Origin of the sequence: Kitasatospora sp. NPDC004723, from assembly GCF_040609255.1 — a bacterium.
Taxonomy (GTDB): domain Bacteria; phylum Actinomycetota; class Actinomycetes; order Streptomycetales; family Streptomycetaceae; genus Kitasatospora.
The window spans coordinates 43,970-63,046 of the sequence record NZ_JBEXJT010000027.1 but is presented as its reverse complement, the minus strand read 5'-3'; the positions used below and the strand labels follow the sequence as shown (position 1 = coordinate 63,046).

Here is a 19,077-nt window from a genome sequence, read left to right as displayed (position 1 = left end):
CCCGCTCATCGAAGCAGACCGCACTGACATCGCCGGGGCGGCGGCCGTCCCGCCGAACCCGTCGACCGGTGGGCACCCCGGTCACCCGGCCCGGCCGTCGGCCTCCCCGTGGTCCGGCTCCGGGCCCTCCGGCTCCCCGCCGCTCCGCTCCGGGCCCTCCGGCTCCCCGTGGTCCGGCGCCGGGCCCTCCGGCTCCCCGCCGCTCCGCTCCGGGCCCTCCGGCTCCGTAGCGCCCGTGTCGTGGAACGAGACGTCCACCCGCTGTTCGGGCCGGCGCTCCTCCTGCCGGGCGACGAAGGCGAGCACGTCCAGGTCGGCGGCGGTCAGCGGCGGCTGGAGCAGACTGCGCGGCCAGAGCCGGCGGGCGAGCACCACGTCGGTCTCCGCCGCGTACACGGTGACCTGGGCGGTCAGGTAGAGCCAGAAGAGCAGGCCGATCACGGTGGCGAAGAAACCGTAGACCTGCCCGGCGTGCCGCAGCTCGTGCGCGACCAGCAGCGAGCCGAACGCCTGCAGCGCGGTGAACAGCGGCCCGGCCGGCAGACAGCCCGGCCACAGCGACCGGGTCGGCACGTCGCGCGGGGTGAGCACCCGGAAGCAGGCCAGGCACAGCGCCGTGTTCAGCAGCGCCGAGACGACGAGCGCCCCGATCCGCGCGGGCAGCCCGCCCAGCGCGGTGCCGACCAGCGTGGCGCCGGCCGTGGTCAGCACCAGCCCGGTGCCCAGGACGGCGAACAGCAGCAGTCCGCGCGCCAGCCGGGGGAAGTAGCCGGGCCGCCGCACACCGGGCACGTTCCAGATCTCGGCCATCGCGTGCTGGAGCACCTGGGTGACGCCGAGCGCGCCGTAGAGCAGGCCGAGCACGCCGATGACCAGCGCCAGTCCGCTGCCCTGGAGCGAGTGGGTGCTCTGGCGCAGCTGGTCGCCGATGATCGGGAAGTCGGCGAGCGCGGAGTTGACGACCGCCTGCTGCGCCCCGGGGTGACCGTGCAGGACGAAGCCGAGCACGGTGCTGAGCAGGAGCAGCAGCGGGATCAGGGCGACGAAGCCGTAGTAGGTGAGCAGCGCGCAGAGCAGACCGCCGCGGTCGTCCCCGTACTTCTTGATCACCCCGAAGACGAAGGCGGGCGGGCGGTGGCGCTGCTGGAAGCGGTCCACCGCGCGCAGGGCGCGTTCGATCGGATTCACGCCCGCGCGTCTGCCCCAGCCGCGCGACGGGACACCTGGACGCGCGCCCTCCCAACCGCCGAGACCGCCTCGCCGCCTCATTGCTCCGGGCAGACGGTGGAGCCCACCAGGTGCTCGGTCAGGCCCTCCCGCCCGCCCTCGGCGTACCACGGCGCCGGCGGTCGGCGCCGCTGTCGACCGCCTGTCCCACGCCCTCCGTCACCCAAGGGTCTGCACCTGCTCGCCCTCGCCCTCGGTGTCGATATGGGGCAGGATCCGGTCGAGGAAGCGCGGCGTCCACCAGGCGGCGGCGCCCAGCAGGGTCATCACGGCGGGCACCAGCAGCAGGCGCACGATCGTGGCGTCGACCAGCACGCTGACGGCCAGACCGAGGCCCATCATCTTGATCACGATGTTGTCGCTGACGATGAACGCGGCGAACACGCTGACCATGATCAGCGCGGCGCAGGTGATCACCCGGGCGGTGATCTCCAGGGCGTGCGCGACGGCGTCGTGCGGGCGGCCGGTGCGCACCCACGCCTCGTGCACGCGGGAGAGCAGGAAGATCTCGTAGTCCATGCTCAGTCCGAAGACGATGGCGAACATCATCATCGGCACGTAGCTCTCGATCGGCACCTTCCCGGCCACCCCGAGCGCCGGCCCGCCCCAGCCCCACTGGAAGACCGCCACCACCACCCCGTACGAGGCCGCGATCGACAGCAGGTTGAGCACGGCGGCCTTGACGGCGACCAGCAGGCCGCGGAAGACGGCCAGGATGATCAGGAAGGCGAGCCCGACGACCACCGCGATGATCAGCACCAGCCGGCTGGACACGATGTCCAGGAAGTCCACCTGGGCCGCGGTGTTGCCGGTCACGTAGGTCTTCGCGCCGGTGCCGGCCACGGCGTCCGGCAGCACGGTGTCCGACAGCCGGTTCACCAGGTCGGTGGTGGCGCGGTCCTGCGGCGCGGTGGCCGGGATGACGGTGTTGAACAGCACCACGCCGTCGGGGCTGGTCTGCAGCGGGCCGACGCTCGCCGCGCCGGGCAGGCCGGTGAGGGCCTGCTGCACCGAGGCCTGGACGGCGGGGCGGTTGCCGGCCGGCACCGCGCCCTGGTCGACGACCAGGGTGAGCGGCCCGTTGGAGCCGGGGCCGAAGGCCTGGGACATCAGGTCGTAGGCGCGCCGGTCGGTGAAGTCGGTGGAGTCGGCGCCGTCGTCGATGTGGCCGAGCTGGATGGAGAACAGCGGGATCGACAGCACCCCGAGCGCGACCACGCCGGCGACCAGGTAGCGCCAGGGGTGCGCCTCCACCCGCCGGGCGTAGCGGTGCCAGGCGCCGGTGGTCTCCTCGCCGCGGGCACCGCCGCTCTCGGCGATCGGCCGGCGCATCGAGATCCGGTCCATGTGGCGGCCGATGAGCCCCATCAGCGCGGGCAGCAGGGTGAGCGCGCCGAGCACAGCCGTGACCACGGTGACCCCGGCGGCGGCCCCGAGCTTGGCGATGAAGGAGATGCCGGACACCGACAGCCCGGACAGTGCGATGATCACCGTGCAGCCGGAGACCAGCACCGCGCGCCCGCTGGTGGCCACCGCCTGCCCGGCGGAGGTGACCGGGTCCACGCCGTCCATCAGGTTCTGCCGGTGCCGGGTGAGCAGGAACAGCGCGTAGTCGATGCCGACGCCGATGCCGATCATGGTCGCCAGGGTGGGCGCCACCGTCGCGAAGGTGGACAGCGCGGCGATCAGCCCCAGCACGCCGAGGCCGACCACCGCCGCGAACAGCGCCGTCAGCAGCGGCAGCCCGGCCGCGAGCAGGCTGCCGAAGCCGACCAGCAGCACCACGATCGCCACCGCGAAGCCGATCGCCTCGCTGGAGCGGTCGTCCGGCGCCGGCCGGGCCAGCTCGCCGAGCGGCCCGCCGTACTCCACCTGCACCCCGGCGGCCCGCAGCGGGGCGACGGCGGCGTCCACGCCGATCAGGTAGTCGTCGCCGAGCAGGGTGGGGTTGGTGTCGAACCGGACGGTGATGTAGCCGGTCAGCCCGTCGGCCGACAGCGGTCCGCCGGGCGGCGCGGGCTGCCCGGGCGGCGGCAGCGGGCTCTGCGCACCGAGCACGTGCGGCAGCGCCTGGAGCGCGGAGACGGCCTGGCCGATCTGCGTCTGGAAGCCGGTCAGCGGCGCGGCGTCGTGCAGCACCACCTGGGAGCTGGTGCCTGCGGCGGCCGGCTCGTGCGCCTGGAGGACCTCCTTGCCCTGCGCCGCCTGGGTGCCGGGCAGTGAGAAGTCGTCGGAGTAGGTGCCGCCGACCGTCCGGTTGGCGGCCTGGACGGCGGCCAGCGCCACGATCCACAGCACGATGACCAGCAGCGAGTGACGCGCGCACCACTCGCCCAGGCGGCGCAGGCCCGCACGCTTGGCCGCGGGCGCGGCGGCCGGTGCGGAGCGGCGGTCGGACGGCGGCATGGACGGCTCCCGGGGTCTCCGGCGCGGCTGCGCGCCGATCCGGCGCAGCGTTCCCCGGCGGGCCGCGCCGCGCACCGGTACCGGCGGGTAGTCGCCCCGGCGGCGGTGTGCGGCCGGACGCCCGGGCAGGGGCCGACCGCCGTCCGGCCGGCCCCTGCCCGGGCACCGGCGGCCGTCAGCGCACCGGAGCCGCCGTCTCCCGCAGTTCGCCGTCGGCCAGCCGCAGCCAGCGGGTGATGCCGATCCCGCTCAGGAAGCGCTCGTCGTGGCTCACCACCACGAACGCGCCCCGGTAGGCGTTCAGGGCGTTCTCCAACTGCCCGGTGCTGACCAGGTCGAGGTTGTTGGTCGGCTCGTCCAGCAGCAGCAGGTGCGGGGCCGGATCGGCGCAGAGCAGACAGGCCAGCGTGGCGCGCAGCCGCTCGCCGCCCGACAGCACCCCGACCGGCAGATGGGCCCGGGCCCCGCGGAACAGGAAGCGGGCGAGCAGGTTCATCCGCTCCGCCTCCGGCCGCTCCGGGGCGTACGCGGCGAAGTTCTCCGCGACGGTGCGGTCCGGGTCGAGCAGGTCCAGGCGCTGCGAGAGGTAGGCGACGCGCCCGTCGGCCTGCCGCAGCTCGCCGCCCCCGGGGGCGAGGTCGCCGGTGAGCAGGCGCAGCAGCGTGCTCTTGCCCGCGCCGTTGGGGCCGGTCAGCGCGATCCGCTCCGGGCCGCGGACGGTCAGGTCGACGCCGGCGCCGGTGAAGACCTCCCGCTCGCCGAGCCGCACGCGCAGCCCCTCGCCGAGGAACAGGGTGCGCCCGGCGGGCACCTGGGTGTCCGGCAGGTCCAGCACGATCCGCTGCTCCTCGCGCAGCGCCCGCCCGGCCTCGTCCAGGCGCGCCTTCGCCTCGCCGACCCGGCCGGCGTGCACCTGGCCGGCCCGTCCGGCGGCCTCCTGCGCGCCGCGCTTCATGTTCCCGGCGAAGATCTTCGGCAGGCCCGCGTTCTTGAGGTTGCGGGCGGCGTTGCTCTGCCGGCGGTCGGCCCGCTCGCGGGCCAGCTGCATCTCCCGCTTCTCCCGCTTCAGCTCCTGCTCGGCGTTGCGGACGTTCTTCTCGGCGACCTCCTGCTCGGCCCGTACGGCCTCCTCGTAGGCGGTGAAGTTGCCGCCGAACAGGCGCAGTTCGCCCCGGTCGAGTTCGGCGATCCGCTCCATCCGGTCGAGCAGTGCCCGGTCGTGGCTGACCAGCAGCAGGCAGCCGTGGTAGTCCTCCAGGGTGTCGTAGAGCCGGTGCCGGGCGTCCAGGTCGAGGTTGTTGGTGGGCTCGTCGAGCAGCAGTACGTCGGGCCGCTTCAGCAACTGGCCCGCCAGGCCCAGCGAGACGATCTGGCCGCCGCTGAGGGTGCGCAGCGTGCGGTCCAGGGTGAGCGAGCCCAGGCCCAGGCGGTCCAGCTGGGCGCGGGTGCGCTCCTCGATGTCCCAGTCGTCGCCGATGGTGGTGAAGTGCCGTTCGTCGACGTCCCCGGACTCCACCGCGTCGATGGCCCGGATGATCTCCGCGACGCCCAGCACCTCCGCGACGGTCAGCCCGGCGGTCAGCGGGAGGGTCTGCGGCAGGTACCCGAGGGTGCCGTCCACGGTGATCGACCCGGCGGTGGGCCGCAGCTCGCCGGCGATCAGCCGCAGCAGCGTGCTCTTGCCGCTGCCGTTGGGCGCGACCAGGCCGGTGCGGCCCGCGCCGACGGCGAAGGAGAGGTCCTGGAAGACGGGGGTGTCGTCGGGCCAGGAGAAGGACAGGGTGGAGCAGACGACGGAAGCGCCGGACATGAAGACGACCTCACGGGGTGACGGCTTCAGGGGCAGGGAAGGACACACCTGTCCCCTGAGTGGACGAGGGGGAGGAGGGGACGACAGCCGGGCCGCGGCAACGGTGCTTCAGCGCACCGGCGAGCGGCCTGTCGGTCCGGGTATCACCCGGAGATGTCGTCGTCCACCACCATGTCCGGTCTCCTCGACGAAAGATCAACGTTCTCGCCACTGTAGCAGCACGGGCCCCGCGCCGCAGGTGGATGGATCCGCAGGGGGACAGCGGAGGCCCGTGCCGCCCGGTCGGCGTCCAGGACGGCCCGCGCGATCGTCGGCGGGCGCCTCCTGCGGCACGTTGTGGCCGACCTCCGGCAGGGTGCGGCGGTGAAGCGACCGCGCGCATCGGCCGATTGACGGTGGGACGGCTGTTCGGGTGGTGCCCCGGAAGGGTGTCATCCGCACCGCGAAGGCCCTCTCGACGCGGCGGACGCGCGGCGGCATGCTCGTCCCCGTGCACGGTCCGGACCGTGCCGCGTCCCTGCGCCGTACGACCGAAGGAGCCCCTGTGGACCGTCTCGTGCTGGACCCGACCGGCCGTGACCGCGACGCCGAGACCGCCGAGCTGCACGCGCGCGGACCGGCCACGCCCGTCGACATCCTGGGGGTGAAGGCCTGGGCGGTGGCCGACCCGGACCTGCTGGAGGAGCTGCTCAAGGACCCCCGGGTCTCCAAGGACGGCCGCCGGCACTGGCCCGAGCTCCCCGAGATCTCCGCCGGCTGGCCGCTGGCCCTCTGGGTGACCGTGCGCAGCATGTTCACCGCCCACGGCGCGGACCACCGGCGGCTGCGCCGGCTGGTCGGCACCGCCTTCACGGCCCGCCGGATCAACGAGCTCGCCGGGCGCGTGGAGGAGCTGACGGAGGCCCTGCTGGACGACCTCGCCGCGACGCCGCCCGGTACGCCGGTCGACCTCCGCGAGCGCCTGGCCTACCCGTTGCCGATCCAGGTCATCGCCCAACTCCTCGGCCTTCCACTCGAGTTGACGGATCGTTTCAGGGCCCATGTGGACGGCGCCTTCGACACCACGCTCACCCCGGCGGAGTCGGAGGCCAACGCGGTGGCCTTCTACGGGATGGTCGGCGAGCTGATCGCCGCCAAGCGCCGCGAGCCCGGCGACGACCTGACCTCCGCGCTGATCGCCGCCTGCGAGAGCGGGGCCGGGGACGGGGTCGACAGCGGTGCCGACGGCGGCGACGCCGGGCTGAGCGAACAGGAACTGCTCGACACCCTGCTGCTGGTGGTCTCGGCCGGCTACGAGACCACCGTGAACCTGATCGACAACGGCATCGCCAACCTGCTCACCCACCCCGACCAGCTCGCCCTGGTCCGCGAGGGCAAGGTCGGCTGGGAGGACGTGGTCGAGGAGACGCTGCGCCGCGACGCGCCCGTCGCCCACCTGCCGCTGCGCTACGCGGTGGAGGACATCGAGCTGCCGGGCGGGGTGACCGTCCGCCGCGGCGAGGCGATCCTCGCCTCCTACGCCGCCGCCGGCCGCCACCCCTCCCGGCACACCGACGGCGCCGTCTTCGACCTGACCCGGGTGGACAAGGACCACCTCGCCTTCGGTCACGGCGTGCACTTCTGCCTCGGCGCCCCGCTCGGCCGGCTGGAGGGCCGCACCGCCCTGAGCAGGCTCTTCGAGCGCTTCCCGGACCTCGTGCTCGCCCCGGACGCCGAGCTGCGGCCGGTGGAGTCGCTGATCTCCAACGGCCACCGCACGCTCCCCGTGCTGCTGCACGGCCCGCGGGCCTGACGGCGCGAACGCGGCCGCGCCGCCCCGGGCACCCTCCGGGACGGCGCGGTCGCGCGGGGCTCACTGGCCCATGACGTACTTGACGGTCGGTCCGGTGGTCCAGCCGCCGTCCACCGCCAGCTCGGCGCCGGTGACGTAGGAGGAGTCGTCGGAGAGCAGGAAGACCACGGCGGTGGCGATCTCCGGGGCCTCGCCGACCCGGCCCATCGGGGTGTTGGGGTAGTTGCCCTCGCCTCGCTGGATGCCGACCGAGGCCGTCATCGGCGTGTACGTCATGCCCGGGTGCACCGAGTTGACCCGGATCCGCTCGGTGCCCAGCTCGACCGCGCCGATCTTGCTGAGGCCGCGCACGCCCCACTTGGAGGCGCCGTAGCCGGCCGTCAGCGCCAGGCCCATCAGGCCGGCCGCCGAGGAGATGTTGACGATCGAGCCGCCGCCGGCCGCGCGCAGCGCCGGGACGACGGTCTTCATCCCGATGAACACACCGGTCAGGTTGACGTCCAGCACCCGGCGGAAGTGCTCGACGCTCTCGTCCGCCAGCAGCGTGCCGGTGGAGATGCCCGCGTTGTTGACCAGGCCGTGCACCGCGCCGAACTCCGCCACCGCGAAGTCCACCACGCGCTGCCACTCCTCCTCGGAGGTCACGTCGTGCCGGACGAACCGGGCCCGCTCGCCGAGCTCGGCGGCGGTGGTCCGGCCGTCGTCCTCCAGGACGTCGGTGATCACCACGTTGCCGCCGGCCGCGACGGCCAGTCGGGCGGCCTCGGCGCCGAGGCCGCGGGCGCCTCCGGTGATGATGACGGTCTTGCCGGTCAGGTCGTTCATGACGTGCTCCTTCGGGGGGCGGGGGCGGCGAGCATGGCGGCGGACACCGTCACCAGGTCGGCGAGGAAGGTCTCCTCGTCCGTCAGCGGCGCGGATCCGGCGAGGTACTGCTGCGCGCGGTCGGCGAGCGCCGCGCCGATCAGGGTGAGGACCAGGTCGAGCCGCTCCAGCCGGATCGGCTCCGGCAGCGCGGAGATCCGCTCCTCGGTCAGCTCGATCAGCCGCCAGTAGCCGCCGCCCGCCAGGGTGGGGTGCGGGGTCCGGGTGCGGACGCCGCTGTTGTGGCTGATCTGCGCGGAGATCCGCAGGCAGCGCCGGCCCTGCTCGGTACGCAGTTCGGTGGCCTCGGCGGTGACCAGCGCGCCGAGCAGTCCGGGCAGGTCCGCGTCCGCGAGCGCCGGCAGGTCCGGTGCGAGCGCCCGCTCGGTGCGCTCCTGGCGGGCGGCCATGATCGCGTCGAGCAGGCCCTCGCGGGAGCCGAAGTGGTACTGCACGGCGGACGGGTTGCTCTGCCCGGCCAGCCGGACGATGTCCTTGGTCAGCGAGGCCTCGACGCCCCGGGTCGCGAAGAGTTCCTCCGCGGCCCGCAGCAGCCTCTCGCGGGTCTCATGGCCCGCCGACGTTCTTGCCATACGACCAGATTAATACTGGGCATTATTAACGTCAATGAAGCAGAACGCCTCGGCCCCGCCGTCGCGGGACGGCGGGGCCGAGGGGCGGGAAGGGTGTCAGCAGCTGGTCGAGACGGTCACCCAGTGGTCCTGGTACCAGACCTCGATCTTGCACTTCTTGGGCGGCGCGGCCGTCGCCGAGGCGGTGGCGGCCGTGCCGACGGTCATGCCGCACACGGCGACGAGCGCGGCGAGCGCGGTGACCGCGCGCCGCCGGCCGGTCCGGGGGGTGGTGGTCCGGGTGGTGGTCCTGGTGGCCAAGGCTGGTCCTCCTCCTGTGAGCCGACCCGCCGGGAGACGGCGCCGGTGGAACGAGGATGCGCCCCGGTCCCCACCCGAGGGAGGGCAGAGCGTGCCCTGGCGCAACGGCCTTCCCTGTGCGCAACGACGGCTCCCGCCGCGGACGTTCGGGTACCGCCACGGTCGGATTTCCGTCCGCCGGTGTACGTCTCGCGGTGGATGGGTGGACAGCGGGGGCGGTGTGACAATCACTGCTGTGGATATCGCTGAAGCTCTCCGTGACTTCTTGGTCTCCCGGCGGGCGAGGCTTCGCCCCGACGAGGTCGGGCTGCCCGCCCACGGCATCCGCAGAGTGACCGGCCTGCGCCGCGAGGAGGTCGCCGCACTGGCGGCCCTGAGCGTGGAGCACTACACCCGGCTGGAACGGGGGCAGGCGTCGCGGGTCTCGGACGCCGTCCTCGACGCGGTGGCCGACGCCCTGCGGCTCAGCCCGGGGGAGCGCCGCTACCTGCGCGGCCTCGCCCGCCCGACCGACCGCGAGGAGGCCGGCCTTCCCCCGGACCGGCGGTCGGGCATCCAGCGGGTGCTGGACTCGATGCTCCTCACGCCTGCCTACCTGGTGGGCCGGGGCGGCTCGGTGCTGGCCTGGAACGGGCTGGCGGCGGCCGTGTTCATCGACTTCGCCCGCGTCCACCCGGACCGCCGCACCGTCGGGCGGCTGGTCTTCACCGACCCGCGCGCCCGCCGGGTGTTCGTCAACTGGGAGGAGAAGGCCCGCGAGACCGTGTCCTACCTCCGGGGCGAGGTCGGCACGTGGCCGCACGACCCCGGCCTCGCCCGGGAGATCGGCGAACTGCGGGCGTGCAGCGCGGTGTTCCGCCGGCTCTGGGCGGAGCAGGTGGTGCAGGAGAACGATCACGCGAACGTCCTGATCGCCTGCCCGGCGGTGGGCCTGCTCAGCCTCTCCGCCGAGGCGCTGCACCTCGCGGGACATCCGGACAAGGTGATGGCCGTGTACACCGCCGCCCCGGGATCCGGCTCCGAGCGGGGGCTGCGCCGGCTGGCCCGTGCCCTGGCGCCCGGGTCCGCGCCGTCCGCCGCGCGTAGTGCGGCGCCGCCGTCCGCCGACGGTCCGGCCGAGGTCTGACGGGGCGTCCGGGGCCTCACGGACCGTCCGGGCGCCCGTGGATCAGCTCAGGAAGCCCGCGTGCACGTGGTCGTGGTGGGTGTCGTCGGTGAAGAACTGGTTGGCCGTCGCACCGCCCGCCGGCAGCAGCGGCCCGCCGACGTTGTAGGAGCCGGCCGCGGCGGCGGCCCGCATGAAACCCTCGACCAGGTCGCGCGGGGTGGCCGGGTCGACCACGGCGTGGCCGTCGATCTGCCAGGTGTCGAAGGCCCGGCCGGCCGGGTGGTCGCTGGGCCGGTCGGTCCCGAACACGTTCAGCGGGTGGCCCGAGCGGACCACGCTGACCTGGAAGGAGTAGGGGCCGGCCAGGGTGAGCATGGCCTGCAGCACGCTGTCGTGGACCGAGCCGCTGCGCAGGTCCGCGACGGCCGCCGGCGGCAGGACGATCCGGGGTTCGGCGAGCACCCGGCCGGCGAGCGCCGGCAGCTGCGGCGCGGCGGGCCCCGGATCGGCGGGATGGAGCGCGGTGACCGTCCAGCGGGGGCTCGCCGCAGTCAGCCGGACGTCCACCGTCGTCCCGCCGGCGGTGACGGCGGAACCGGTGGCGGACCACTGGCGGCACACCACCAGGACGCTCGCCGAGTCCGCGAGGATGCCGCCGTACTGGGCGTCGATCACCTCCACCACCGCCTCGGCGTCGGCGGGCAGCAGCGGTCCCGCCTGGTCGGCGAGCTGCGGCGGGAGTCCGAGGGCCGCCACCCGTTCCCGGGCCGCGGCCGGTCCCTGCCCGCCCGGGCCCCAGGTGCCCAGCGCCTCGATCAGCTCGACCGCGCGCAGCTTGACGTCCGGCTGCACCTCGCCGGGCCCGGGGCGCCAGGGCGTGGCCGTCGGCAGGGTGGCGGAGGCCGTCGGCAGGGGTGTGGTCGTGGGCGCGCCGGCCGGGCCCGGGGGAGCCGGCGAGGTGGGCGCCGTGGCGCCTTCCCGGGAGCCGGCACCGTTCGAGCCGCTGTTGGAGCAGCCGCAGGCGGCGCCGAGCGCCACGCCGAGCCCGCCGACCAGGACGGCCCGCCGCCGCATCAGTGGAGCATGATCGCGCACGCGGTCCACTCTGCCCGCCGCCGCGTCCCTCCGCCGCCCGGCATGAGCCGAAAGAGAGCGCCTACGGCTTGACCAGGAAGTAGGCCGTGATCATCACCACGCAGGCCAGGAAGGTCTGCGCCACCATGGCCATCGGCCAGGTCCCGTCCTCGGACTCGCCCGCCTCCTCGGCCGCCATCAGGCGTTGCGCCAGCTTCCTGCGGTGCCCGACGGCCCCCAGCGGGAAGACCAGCACCGCCGAGGTGTACATCGCCAGCACGGTGGCCGGCTCCATCTGCTTCGCCGCGTAGCTCGCCAGCCCGAACAGCACCATGGCGACGGGTGCCAGCGCGGTCCGCACGCGGTACCCGGGGGTCGGCATGTGCGGCACCATGACGCACAGGTACACCCCCGTCGCCAGCAGCGCGACCCACCACCAGACGGCCACATCGAGCCCGAGCGGAGTCATCCCCAGCCCCCCTTGTCGAGGACGTTCGTTGACGTACGTCCCATCGCCGTCAGCGTAGTACCCCGCCTCGTTCCCACGATCACCGGGGACCGTCGCCGTGCGGGCCGGGAGCGCCTCCCCGGCCCGCACGCGGGTGCGCCGGTCAGGTCCCCCAGGGGTCCGGTGGCTCGTCCCCCTCGCGGCCGGCCCCCGCGGGCTCGGAGTGGTAGAGGTGCACGGACGCGCAGTGGACGGCTCCCCGGCCTCCTCGGCCGCCCGCCAGCAGGAAGTGCCGGTACGGCCCGGGCCCCGGCTCCTCGGTGACCGTGAGCGAGTCGTCGTACTCCGGCAGGACCGTCATCTCCCGGACGTCCCGGAACTCGACCTCCAGCCGGCCGAACCCGGGCCGGCCGTCCCCGCTCTGCAGCACGAGCCGGCGGTCCTCGGCCGTGTACGAGCGCAGCCGGGTGCTGCGGTCCAGCACGATGAGCGGTTCGCCCGGCGGACCGCTCGCGCTGTCCTCGCCGCCGAGCGGCGTCCTGGTCCGGGCCTGCCGCCCGGCCGTCCTCCAGAAGTCCGAGGAACCGAACCGGAGGTGCTCGGGTCGGGCGACGAACCGCGTTCCGACCGCCTCCGCGAGTTCGGCGTCGGAGACGGTGCCGCCGAGCCCGAGGCCGCTCCAGCAGGCGGCGCGCGCGGCGTCGACCGGGTCCAGGTCGAAGGCGAGCCCGAGCTGCATCAGGATCTCGTCCGCCTTCTCCACGGGGCCGCACGCGCAGTTCTGCCGGGCCGCCATCTCGCGCAGCGTCCGGTGGACCGAGCCGTCGTGCCGCGCGGCGAACTCCCGCAGCGCCCGGACCGTGGCGCGTTCGTTCCGGTCGTCCTCCTCGAAGATCTCCTCGAGGGTGGGCCGGCGCCTGCGGGCCGGCGGTTCCGGGGTGTTCCCGTCCTGGGTCATGCCGTGGCCTCCGAGGGGTCCAGCCGGTGCACGCGGAAGCGGTGGCAGACCACGAAGTCCCGCCCGTCGCGGTCGGCCAGCAGCAGCCGGTGGTCGTGGCCGCCGGGATCCGGGCCCAGCAGCGCGTCCATCGCGGCCACCGCCTCGGCGTCCGCCTCCGGTGCGGGGGATCCGGGGGCGCGGTCGATGACGAGGTCGCGGTACAGCGGCCGGACCCGCATCCCCCGGACGGCCTGGAACTCGACGTCCAGCAGGGCGCCGTCGCCGTCCGGGCCCGTGGCCCGGCCGCGCAGCACCAGGAGCCGGGAGTGCCCGTAGGACACGAGCCGGGACTCGCCCGGCAGGTGCACGGGGAGGTCGTCCTGGGTGGCCGTGAGCAGCATCCGCCGGGGCATCCGGTGCGCGAACCGGTCCCGGTCGACGGCGCCGTGGTCGAGGTCCCCGGTCCGCGGCAGCAGCCGCCCGACCTCCCGTTCCAGCCCGTCCTCGTCGAGCCGGCCGTCCCTCCCCAGCCCGGACCAGGCCATGATCAGGATGGCCTGCCCGCCGGTGATCCGGAACGCCTGCCAGACGATGGACCGCAGGGTGCCGAGCCGGTCCGCGACGTCCTCCCCGGGGGCGCCGGGCAGTCCCAGCTCCCTCCCCAGCCACTGGGCCGTCGCCAGCACGGACCCTCCGTTCGCGACGGCCGCTTCCCTTGCCCGCCGCACCAGTTCGCGCTCGTACTCCATCGACCGCCCCCCTGTTCCCGTTGACGGCATCCTCTCCCAACGACCCGGGAATCGGCCAGGCGCCTCAGCTGCCCGGAGGGGCCGGGAGGACGGCGACGGGCAGCGGGAGCCGGCCGGCGGACAAGCGGGTCATCCGATCGGATGACCCCCCGCTTCCGCCGTCACCAGGAAAGCGGGTACCGGACCGGATGCCCGCCGATCCGGCCCGGCAGCAGGCCGATCGCCACCAGCAGGACGGTGGAGAGCACGAGCAGCGGCAGGAACGGCCAGGCGTGCGGGGCCTGGAGCACCACGACCACGGCGCTGGCGACGGCCGGGGAGTGCGACAGGTGGCAGAGCATCATCGCGCCCAGCGCGAGTCCGGCGGCTATCGCCGCGCCCCAGGCGGTGCTGCCGGTGAGCGCGAGGGTGCCGTAGCCGATCAGCGCGGCGAGCAGCTGACCGCCCACCACGTTGCGCGGCTGGGAGATCGGCAGCCCGGGCGCGCCGTGCACCAGGGCCGCGCTGGCGGCGACCGGCGGGATCAGCAGGGGTTGGTGGACCAGCACACCGATCCCGGCCAGCAGGAGCAGCGCCCCGATGGCGAAGGCGGACGCCCGCAGCGCGTGCAGCGGATGCGGTCGGGAGGACTGGGCGGTGGGCGGCGTGGTCATGCGCGGGTGGCTCCGGGTGGGGAACGGGGGGACCCGGGGATGATAAACAGACTGTTGCAAGAAAAGGTGGGATGTTTCGCCAGTTGGACGGTCGTCGGACACTCCGTGGACGGACCGCCTTCCGTGGCGACCCCGGAACCACCGCAGCGACCATGCACGCAGAGAGGGTTGACTCCCCATGGCCGGAACCGCCGCCACCGTCTTCCGCAACGTCCGACCGTACGGTGCCGAGCGGTCCGTCGACCTGTTCGCCGTCGACGGCGTGCTGGTCGAGCGCCTGCCGGAGGGCGCCGAGCCGACCGTCGTCGACGGCGGGGGCCGGATCGCGCTGCCCACCCTGGTGGACGCGCACATCCACCCGGACAAGACCGCCTGGGGCGAGCCCTGGTACAGCCGGCGCCCGGCCGGTTCGCTGCCCGAGTACGTCCGGGGCGACGTCGACCTCCACCACCACCAGCGCACCCCGCTCGCCGAGCGCGCCCACCGGCTGCTGGCCCACGCCGTCGCCTCCGGCACCCGGGCCGTGCGGGCGCACGTCGACGTCGCCCCCGCCTACGGGCTGGCCGGGGTGACCGGGCTGGCCGAGGCGCGCGAACGGCTGGCCGGGGCGCTGGACGTCCAGCTGGTCGCCTTCCCCCAGCACGGCGTGCGCCGGACGCCCGGCGCGGGGGAACTGCTGGCCGAGGCGGCGGCGAGCGGGCTGATCGACGCGGTCGGCGGCATCGACCCGGCCGGCTTCGACGGCGGGCCCGACGGCGAGGGCCCCGCCCAGCTCGACCTCGTCTTCGACCTGGCCGAACGTCACGGCCTGCGGCTGGACGTCCACCTGCACGACCGGGGCGGGCGCGGCCTCGACCCGCTGCGCGACATCATCGCCCGGACCAGGGCCGCGGGCCTGGCCGGCCGGGTGGTGGTCAGCCACGCCTTCTGCGTCCCGGAGCTGGCCGGCGACCGGCTCGCCGAGCTCGCCGACCGGCTGGCCGAGGCCGGCGTCGGCCTCACCACCGTCGCTCCCTCCGCGCACCAGGTGCTGCCGTTCCGCGAGCTCCAGGCGCGCGGCGTGCGGGTGGGTCTGGGCTCGGACGGCGTGCGCGACTCCTGGAGCCCCTACGGCAACGCCGACATGCTGCACCGCGCCCACCTGCTCGGCTGGACCACGGACGCGCGCACCGACCGGGAGCTGGCCGACTGCTTCGCGCTCGCCGCCGACGGTGGCGCGGACCTGCTCGACCTGCCGCGCGTCACCCTGCGGCCGGGTTCACCCGCCGACTTCCTGCTGGTGGACGGCGAGTGCCTCCCGCAGGTCGTCGTCGACCTCCCGCCGCGCGACCTCGTCGTCCGGGCCGGCCGGGTGGTCGCCAGGGACGGCCGTCTGCTCGTCTGAAAGGCCCGCCGGCAGGTCCTCCGGCAGGCCCTCCGGAAGGCCTGCCGGAAGGCCGCTGTCCGGGGTGGTGACGGCGGTGTCCGTGGCGCGTCCCGACCTGACCGGCGCGAACGGTCCGCCCTCACTCCACCCCGGTGCGCCTGCGCACGCGCGGCGCGTTCACCGGACGGTCGCACCGGGTAGTCGTTCGCATACACTGGGCGACTCCATGGGGGGTGACGGCCAGGGAGCGGCAATGCCGGAACACGAACAGCTGGGCCCACGCGCCGAGCCCGGCGGACCAGTCGACCCTTCCCGACCCGCCGGCGCGGCCGGTCCGGCCGGCCCGTCCCGGCTGCCGGCGCGGCCGGACAAGGTGCCGCTCCAGGCCCGCACCCCGATGGACGGCCGGGCCGTCACCGGCCTGGGGGCGACCTCCTGGCCGGACCGGATGCTCCCGCTGCTCCGCATGCCCACCGCCGCCCGCCCGCTGCTCCCCGACCTCCCCGGCGAGGACCGGCCGGATCCGGCCGAGGTGGCGGCGGTGCTCGACCTCGCCCTGCTGGTGGGGGAACTGCTGCTGGCCAGCGGCGAGGCGGCGGAGGACGTCGAGGCGGCGATGCTCGCGGTGGCGCGCGCCTACGGCGTCCACCCGTGCGACCCGCAGGTCACGTTCACCCGGGTCGCCGTCTCCTACCGGCCGGGCCCGGCCGAGCCGCCGCTGACGGTGGAGCGGTCCGTACGCCGGCCGTCCGGCGACTACGCGCGCCTCGCGCTGCTCTTCCGGCTGGTCACCAGGATCTCGGCGGGCGGGATCGACGTCGAGGAGGCCCACCGCCGGCTCGCGGCCGGGCTCCGGTCCGGCCACCGCTACCCGGGGTGGCTGGTCGCGCTGTCCTGCGGGCTGCTCGCCGGGGCGGCCACCGTGCTGGTCGGAGGCCGCACCGACGCCCGGGCCGGACTGGTGTTCGCGAGCGCCTTCGTCGCGGCCCTGGTGGGCGACCGGCTCGCCGTACTGGTGGCCCGTCACGACCTCCCGGAGTTCTACCAGTTCGTGCTGGCCGCGACGCCGGCCGCGCTGATCGGCATCCTGCTCTCCTTCAACGGCCTGCACCTGCGTGGCTCGGCGGTGATCACCGGCGGGCTCTACGCGCTGCTGCCGGGGTGGCGGCTGGTCGCCGCGGCGCAGGAGGGACTCGCGGGCTGCTACCTGACGGCCGCCGCCCGCATGCTCGAAGCGCTGTACATGATGACCGGCGTGGTGATCGGGGTGACGGCCGTGCTCTACGTCGGCATCAACCACGGCGCGGACCTCGCGGCCCGCGATCTTCCGGTCGGAGCCTCGAACCCGCCGCTGCAACTGGTGGCGGCCGTGCTGGTCACCCTGGCCTTCGCGGTGATGCTGAACACCGAACCGGGTGCGCTGCCCGCGGTGCTGCTGAACAGCACGGCCGGCTGGACGACCTACGGCGTGCTGGTCGGCGCGGGCCAGCAGCCGGTCGCCGCCGCCGCCCTGGCCGCCGGGCTGGTCGGCCTGGCCGGCCAGGTGATGGCCCGCCATCGCGGCACCTCCGCGCTCCCGCACGTGTCGGCGGCCCTCGGGCCGCTGCTGCCCGGCTCGGTGCTCTACTTCGCCCTGCTCGCCTTCGTCCGCGGGGACGCGGTGACCGGCCTGCGGGGCGTCGCCCACGCCTGCGCCATGGCCATGGCGCTCGCCATCGGCGTCAACCTCGGCCGCGAGGCCGCCCGGCTCTTCCTCCCGGCCCCGGCGCCGGGCGCGGTCCCGCCCGCGCGCCACCGGGGCCGCCACCGCCGCTGAGCCGCGGCGTCGGCCGCCAGTCCGGTCGCTACTGTCCGGATCCGGCGCATGCCGAATCAGCGACTTGAAAAATTCTTCATGTTCATACATGCTGGCGTGCCGTTGGATCGGCACCGACCTGCCGCAGGCCGGTGAGGAAGAGGAAGAACACCGGTGAGGACGAGCAAGAGGGAGGCAGGGTGAACATCACCGCCTCCGTTCCCGGCCGGCTGCGCGCCGTACTGCCGAACCGGGAGACCATCGCCACCATGGGGCGCTCGCCCCGCAAGGACCTGCTCGCCGGGGTGACGGTCGCGATCGTCGCGCTGCCGCTGGCACTCGGGTTCGGCATCTCCTCCGGCGCCGGCGCCGAGGCGGGGCTGGCCACCGCCGTGATCGCCGGCGCGCTCGCCGCGCTCTTCGGCGGCTCCAACCTCCAGGTGTCCGGGCCGACCGGGGCGATGACCGTCGTCCTGGTACCGATCATCGCCCGCTACGGGACCGGCGGCGTCCTGACCGTCGGGCTGCTCGCCGGTGTGATCCTCGTCGCCCTCGCGCTCGCCCGGGCCGGCCGGTGGATGGCCTATGTCCCGGTGCCGGTGGTGGAGGGCTTCACCCTCGGGATCGCCGGTGTCATCGCCCTCCAGCAGGTGCCCGGAGCACTCGGGGTGAGCAAGCCGGACGGCGACAACCCCGCCGTCGTCGCCGCGCGGGCGGTGCGCGCCTTCGCCGCGTCGCCGCACTGGGCGGCGCTCGGCCTGGCCCTCGCGGTGGCGGCGGTGACGCTGATCGGCGCCCGGCTGCGACCCGCCGTGCCCTTCTCGCTGGTCGCCGTCGTGGCCGCGACCGTCACCGCGGGGGCCGCCGGCCTGCCGGTCGCCACCATCGGCCATCTGCCCGCCGGACTCCCGGCGCCCTCGCTCGGCTTCCTCGACCTCCCGGCCGTCCCCGCCCTGCTGCCCTCCGCGTTCGCCGTCGCGGCACTGGCCGCGCTGGAGTCCCTGATGTCCGCGACCGCCGCGGACGCCATGAGCGTCTCGGAGCGGCACGACAGCGACCGCGAGCTGTTCGGCCAGGGTCTGGCCAACCTGGCCGCGCCGCTGTTCGGCGGGGTCGCCGCCACCGGCGCGATCGCCCGCACGGCCGTGAACGTGCGCTCCGGCGCGGTGTCGCGCCTCTCCGCCCTCGTCCACGCCGCGGTCCTGGCGGTGATCGTCTTCGCCGCCGCCCCGCTGGTCGCCGGGATCCCGCTCGCGGCCCTGGCCGGGGTCCTGCTGGCCACCGCCGTGCGGATGGTCGAGGTCGGCTCGCTGCGGGCGCTCGCCCGGACCGGGCGCGGCGAGGCCGCCGTCCTGCTGCTCACCGCCGCCGCCACCCTGGCCTTCGACCTGGTCACCGCGGTCGTGGTCGGCCTGCTCGTCTCCGGCGTGCTGGCGCTCGCCGCGGTCGCACGGGCGGCCAGGGTCGAGCAGGTCCCGCTGCACGCCGACCTGCCGCCGGCCGACCACCACGACGAGGAGCAGGCGCTGCTCGCCGAGCACATCGTCGCCTACCGGATCGACGGACCGCTGGTGTTCGCCGCCGCGCACCGCTTCCTGCTGGAACTCACCGAGGCCGCCGAGGTCGACGTCGTCATCCTGCGGATGTCCCGGGTCAGCGCGATCGACGCCAGCGGTGCCACCGTCCTCGGCGACGCCATCGGCCGGCTGCGCCGCCGCGGCACGCTCGTCCTGGTCTCCGGCGTCCGGGACGAGCACCATCGCCCCCTCGACGCCCTCGGCACCCTCGACGCGCTGCGCGCCGACGGCCACGTCTTCGCGACCACCCCCGAGGCGATCGCCCACGCCCGCACCCACCTGCGGGCGCGGGGCGCCGCCACCGGGCCGCCGGCCTCCGCCGCCCCCGCCTGCCTTCGCTGACCTCGGTAACCCCTACTCGAACGACTGGATAGT

Annotated in this window: 16 protein-coding genes; 5 read left to right on the top strand and 11 right to left on the bottom strand. The window is 74.9% G+C overall.

Features of this window, described 5'->3' with window-relative positions:
• Nucleotides 1–81 precede the first annotated feature (81 nt).
• From ABZW10_RS24120 to abc-f, 3 genes are all read right to left on the bottom strand, one after another.
• Nucleotides 82–1,188: a YhjD/YihY/BrkB family envelope integrity protein gene (locus ABZW10_RS24120; protein ID WP_355369315.1), complete on the bottom strand. Its 1,107-nt coding sequence runs from the start codon at nt 1,186–1,188 to the stop codon at nt 82–84.
• A 198-nt stretch (nt 1,189–1,386) separates the two neighbouring features.
• Entirely contained in the window at nt 1,387–3,633 is a 2,247-nt protein-coding gene (locus ABZW10_RS24115) for an MMPL family transporter (protein WP_355369313.1), read from the bottom strand.
• Nucleotides 3,634–3,808: 175 nt separating this feature from the next.
• Complete coding sequence (abc-f, locus tag ABZW10_RS24110; protein ID WP_355369311.1) at nt 3,809–5,443, bottom strand: ribosomal protection-like ABC-F family protein; 1,635 nt, start codon at nt 5,441–5,443, stop codon at nt 3,809–3,811.
• 478 nt (nt 5,444–5,921) lie between these two features.
• Between abc-f and ABZW10_RS24105 the strand changes: the two genes are divergently transcribed.
• Nucleotides 5,922–7,235, top strand: coding sequence for a cytochrome P450 (locus ABZW10_RS24105; protein ID WP_355369309.1), 1,314 nt, complete (start codon nt 5,922–5,924; stop codon nt 7,233–7,235).
• A 60-nt stretch (nt 7,236–7,295) separates the two neighbouring features.
• Here ABZW10_RS24105 and ABZW10_RS24100 read toward each other — a convergent pair whose 3' ends face one another.
• From ABZW10_RS24100 to ABZW10_RS24090, 3 genes are all read right to left on the bottom strand, one after another.
• A complete protein-coding gene (locus ABZW10_RS24100) occupies nt 7,296–8,060 on the bottom strand; it encodes a glucose 1-dehydrogenase (RefSeq protein ID WP_355369307.1) in 765 nt (254 codons plus the stop codon).
• Nucleotides 8,057–8,692, bottom strand: coding sequence for a TetR family transcriptional regulator (locus ABZW10_RS24095; protein ID WP_355369305.1), 636 nt, complete (start codon nt 8,690–8,692; stop codon nt 8,057–8,059). Before ABZW10_RS24095 ends, ABZW10_RS24100 begins: the two co-directional genes overlap by 4 nt.
• A 96-nt stretch (nt 8,693–8,788) precedes the next feature.
• Nucleotides 8,789–8,992, bottom strand: coding sequence for a hypothetical protein (locus ABZW10_RS24090; protein ID WP_355369303.1), 204 nt, complete (start codon nt 8,990–8,992; stop codon nt 8,789–8,791).
• A gap of 235 nt (nt 8,993–9,227) precedes the next feature.
• Here ABZW10_RS24090 and ABZW10_RS24085 point away from each other — a divergent pair, with 235 nt between their 5' ends.
• Nucleotides 9,228–10,118 carry a helix-turn-helix transcriptional regulator gene (locus ABZW10_RS24085; protein WP_355369301.1) on the top strand — a complete coding sequence of 297 codons (891 nt, stop codon included), beginning with the start codon at nt 9,228–9,230 and terminating at the stop codon, nt 10,116–10,118.
• Between the two features lie 42 nt (nt 10,119–10,160).
• Here the strand turns inward: ABZW10_RS24085 and ABZW10_RS24080 are convergent, their stop codons facing one another.
• The 5 genes from ABZW10_RS24080 to ABZW10_RS24060 form a co-directional block, all read right to left on the bottom strand.
• Nucleotides 10,161–11,195: a hypothetical protein gene (locus tag ABZW10_RS24080; RefSeq protein ID WP_355369299.1), complete on the bottom strand. Its 1,035-nt coding sequence runs from the start codon at nt 11,193–11,195 to the stop codon at nt 10,161–10,163.
• A gap of 61 nt (nt 11,196–11,256) precedes the next feature.
• A complete protein-coding gene (locus tag ABZW10_RS24075; protein ID WP_355369297.1) occupies nt 11,257–11,643 on the bottom strand; it encodes a hypothetical protein in 387 nt (128 codons plus the stop codon).
• Between the two features lie 142 nt (nt 11,644–11,785).
• On the bottom strand, nt 11,786–12,580 hold the full coding sequence (locus ABZW10_RS24070; RefSeq protein WP_355369295.1) for a hypothetical protein: 795 nt from the start codon (nt 12,578–12,580) through the stop codon (nt 11,786–11,788).
• Nucleotides 12,577–13,311: a hypothetical protein gene (locus tag ABZW10_RS24065; protein WP_355369293.1), complete on the bottom strand. Its 735-nt coding sequence runs from the start codon at nt 13,309–13,311 to the stop codon at nt 12,577–12,579. Before ABZW10_RS24065 ends, ABZW10_RS24070 begins: the two co-directional genes overlap by 4 nt.
• 161 nt (nt 13,312–13,472) lie before the next feature.
• A complete protein-coding gene (locus ABZW10_RS24060) occupies nt 13,473–13,964 on the bottom strand; it encodes an HPP family protein (RefSeq protein WP_355369291.1) in 492 nt (163 codons plus the stop codon).
• A gap of 178 nt (nt 13,965–14,142) precedes the next feature.
• On the opposite strand from ABZW10_RS24060, the gene ABZW10_RS24055 reads away from it, so the two are divergent.
• From ABZW10_RS24055 to ABZW10_RS24045, 3 genes are all read left to right on the top strand, one after another.
• Entirely contained in the window at nt 14,143–15,348 is a 1,206-nt protein-coding gene (locus ABZW10_RS24055; RefSeq protein WP_355369289.1) for an amidohydrolase, read from the top strand.
• Nucleotides 15,349–15,583: 235 nt separating this feature from the next.
• Complete coding sequence (locus tag ABZW10_RS24050) at nt 15,584–17,146, top strand: threonine/serine exporter family protein (RefSeq protein WP_355369287.1); 1,563 nt, start codon at nt 15,584–15,586, stop codon at nt 17,144–17,146.
• 248 nt (nt 17,147–17,394) lie between these two features.
• Complete coding sequence (locus ABZW10_RS24045) at nt 17,395–19,044, top strand: SulP family inorganic anion transporter (RefSeq protein WP_355369388.1); 1,650 nt, start codon at nt 17,395–17,397, stop codon at nt 19,042–19,044.
• Nucleotides 19,045–19,077 lie beyond the last annotated feature (33 nt).